Genomic DNA, 3716 nt, shown 5'->3' on the forward strand with positions numbered 1-3716 from the left:
CCCCCCCCTTCCTCATGTCGACGTCAGATCGAGTCGATGACGCCGTTCAGGGTCTCGGACGGGCGCATCACCTTCGTGACCTTCTCGACATCGGGGCGGTAGTAGCCGCCGATGTCGGCCGCCCCGCCCTGAGCGCCGTTGAGCTCTGCGACGATCTCCTGCTCCTTGGCAGCGAGGTCAGCGGCGATCGGCGCGAACGCCGCAGCGAGCTCAGCGTCCGCGGTCTGCGCTGCGAGCTCCTGAGCCCAGTACAGGCCGAGGTAGAAGTGGCTGCCGCGGTTGTCGATCGTGCCCAGCTTGCGTCCAGGCGAACGATCCTCTTCCAGGAAGGTCCCGGTGGCAGCATCCAGCGTCTCGGCGAGCACGCGCGCCTTGTCGTTGCCGTTGCGCTGCGCGAAGTGCTCGAACGACGCCGCGAGCGCGAAGAACTCGCCCAGCGAATCCCACCGCAGGTAGTTCTCCTCGACGAGCTGCTGCACGTGCTTCGGCGCGGATCCGCCTGCACCCGTCTCGAACAGTCCACCGCCGGCGAGCAGCGGGACGATCGAGAGCATCTTCGCGCTTGTTCCGACCTCGAGGATCGGGAAGAGATCCGTCAGGTAGTCGCGCAGCACGTTGCCGGACACCGAGATGGTGTCGAGACCGTGGCGCATGCGTGCGAGCGTGTAGCGGGTCGCCTCCTCCGGGGCGAGGATCGAGATCTGCGCGCCCTTGGTGTCGAGCGTCGCCAGCGCCTGGTGCACCTTGGCGATCAGCTGCGCGTCGTGCGCCCGGTTGACGTCCAGCCAGAAGACGGCGGGGTCGCCGGTCGCTTGGGCACGCGAGACCGCCAGGCGCACCCAGTCGATCACGGGGATGTGCTTGGTCTGGGTCGCGCGCCAGATGTCGCCGGCGCCGACGGTGTGCTCGATGAGGACCGTGCCTTCGCTGTCGACGACCTCGACCAGGCCAGGGGCCGCGATCTCGAACGTCTTGTCGTGGCTGCCGTACTCCTCCGCGGCCTGCGCCATGAGGCCGACGTTCGGCACGGTGCCGATGGTGGCCGGGTTGAGCGGTCCGTTGGCGACCACGTCATCGATCACGGCCTGGTAGACGCCGGCGTACGAGGAGTCGGGGATGACGGCGAGAGTGTCGGCCTCGCCGCCGTCGACGCCCCACAGCTTGCCGCCGTTGCGGACGAGTGCCGGCATCGAGGCATCGACGATGACGTCCGAAGGGACGTGCAGGTTGGTGATCCCCTTGTCGGAGTTGACGTACGACAGCCGCGGGCCGCCCTCGAGCGCACGGGCGAACTCGTCGGCGATCTCCTGACCGCCTTCGATCCCGGAGAGTCCGGACAGGATCGAGCCGAGCCCGTCGTTGGCGCTGAGGCCGGCGGCGGCGAGCTTGTCGCCGAAGCGGTCGAAGACGTCCGCGAAGAACGTCTTCACGACGTGGCCGAAGATGATCGGGTCGGAGACCTTCATCATCGTGGCCTTCAGGTGCACGGAGTAGAGCACGTCATCGGCCTTGGCCGCCGCGAACGTCTCTGCGAGGAAGGCGTCGAGAGCGGATGCCGACAGGAACGTCGCATCGATGATCTCGCGCGGCAGCACCTTGAGGTCGTCCTTGAGCACGGTGACCGTGCCGTCCTCAGCGGTGTGGCGGATGCTGAGCACATCGTCGTGAGCCGCGACCCAGGACTTCTCGTTGTGCTTGAAGTCGTTGTCGGTCATCGTCGCGACGCGGGTCTTCGACCCCTCAGCGAAGGGCTTGTTCGTGTGGGGGTGCTTCTTCGCGTAGTTCTTCACCGCGAGGGGTGCACGGCGATCGCTGTTGCCCTCGCGCAGCACGGGGTTCACTGCGGATCCCTTGATGCGGTCGTAGCGCGCGCGGACGTCCTTCTCCTCGAGCGAGGACGGCTCGTCGGGGAAGCTCGGGATGTCGTAGCCCTGAGCCTGGAGTTCTGCGATCGCGGCCTTGAGCTGCGGGATGGATGCCGAGATGTTCGGCAGCTTGATGATGTTCGCCTCGGGCAGCGTCGCGAGTCCGCCGAGTTCGGCGAGCGCGTCGGACACCTCCTGATCAGCGCTGAGCCTCTGCGGGAACGCAGCGAGGATGCGTCCTGCCAGCGAGATGTCGCGGGTCTCGATCTCGATCCCCGCCTTGCCTGCGAAGGCCTGGACGATCGGGAGGAGCGACGCGGTGGCCAGAGCCGGTGCCTCGTCCGTGTACGTGTAGATGATGGCGTCGTCGGTCACCGGGAGTTTCTCCGTTCACGAGTCAAAACTGTCTCGATACCAAGATACCGGAGTGGCCGAGCGGCTTTCGCAGTGATCTTTCGGGCGCACACCGCGCCCGGAGAGGTTACCCTGGGCGTATGACGGAACTGCGCGTGGTCGAACTCTCCGCTGCGACGATCGTCGCCGTGAACAATCTGTCTCTCAAGCCAGGGCAGGAGCAGTACCTCGCCCCGGTCTCGTACGGCATCGCGGCGACGGTGATCAATCCGCAGACCTCGTGGCAGCGTGTGATCCTCGATCGCAACGAGGTCGTCGGGTTCGTGAGCGCCAGCTTTGATCCCGAAGCCGAGGAGGAGCACTTCCGCTCCGTGCTCTGGCGGATCAACGTCGACGCTGACGACCAGGGCCGCGGTGTGGGACGGTTCGCCGTGGAGAGCCTCCTCGATGAGGCACGGGCGCGAGGAATGGATCACGTCAACGTGATCTACGAGTCCGGCGACAACGGGCCTGAGGCGTTCTTCCAGCGCGTCGGCTTCACGCCAGTGGGCGAGACCGAGTACGCCGAGGTCATCGCGGAGATCCGACTCGCCCCTTGAGACCGGCGGCGGGGCCTCGGATCCCCCCCCCCACCGAGGCCTCGTCGCCTTCCGGGCATCGGACTGCGCGACGAGGATCCTGTCGGTCGACACGATTTGTTGGCAAAAGCCACAAATGGCTTGCGCTCGCGAGCGCTGTTGTCTACGATTTCTCAAGAAGCGCCGTCGAAACGCTTCGATGATCCCGCAGCGACGATGGAGTGCACATGTCGACGATCCACGAGGTGGCCAAGGCCGCCGGAGTGTCGATCAGCACCGTGTCCTACGCTCTCAGCGGTAAGCGTCCCGTCTCCGAGAAGACGCGCCTGCGCATAGAGCACGCCGTCACCGCCCTCGGCTACCAGCCGGAGGCCGGCGCGAGGATGCTCGCAGGGCGCCGCACCAACATCTTCGCTCTCACCGAGCCGTTGCGTGCCGACACGCACGCACCGACCCACATGGCCTTCGTGCTGGCCGCGGCGGTCGCGGCACGCCGTCGCGGTTACGACATCCTCCTGCTGACCGACGAGCAGGCCTCTGAGGGAATGAACCGGGTGGCGGCGAGCAAGCTCGTCGACGCCATCCTCGTGCTGGACGTCGCACCTGACGACGAGCGCGTGGCCATCGCTCGTTCGATGCGGACGCCCACCATCTTCATCGGCGTCCCCGACGATCACGACGACCTGATCTGCGTCGACCTCGACTTCGCCGCTGTCGGCCACATCGCCGTCGACCGCCTCGCCGATGCCGGACACAGGCGCGTCGTCCTGCTCGGGCAGACCGAGGTCTCGTATCGCAAGTCCAACTTCCCCCGCAGGCTTCTGCATGGCGTGCAGGAACGCGCCGTCGAGCGCGGCATCGAGGTCGACTGGGTCACCACCGGCGAGACCGCCACGGACACCGCGGTCGTGGGGGCCGC

At 66.8% G+C, this 3716-nt stretch carries 3 protein-coding genes; 2 read left to right on the forward strand and 1 reads right to left on the reverse strand.

Annotation, left to right across the window (positions count from 1 at the left end; translation table 11 throughout):
* Window positions 1-23 precede the first annotated feature (23 nt).
* Entirely contained in the window at window positions 24-2240 is a 2217-nt protein-coding gene (locus ACNPNP_RS06380) for an NADP-dependent isocitrate dehydrogenase (RefSeq protein ID WP_448965206.1), read from the reverse strand.
* Between the two features lie 119 nt (window positions 2241-2359).
* On the opposite strand from ACNPNP_RS06380, the gene ACNPNP_RS06385 reads away from it, so the two are divergent.
* Window positions 2360-2818 (forward strand): GNAT family N-acetyltransferase, encoded by a 459-nt coding sequence (locus tag ACNPNP_RS06385; protein ID WP_448965207.1) that lies wholly within the window; start codon window positions 2360-2362, stop codon window positions 2816-2818.
* A gap of 206 nt (window positions 2819-3024) precedes the next feature.
* Window positions 3025-3716: LacI family DNA-binding transcriptional regulator (locus ACNPNP_RS06390; RefSeq protein ID WP_448965208.1), on the forward strand; the 692-nt coding region annotated here is incomplete at its 3' end.

The organism is Microbacterium xerophyticum (genome assembly GCF_053543555.1).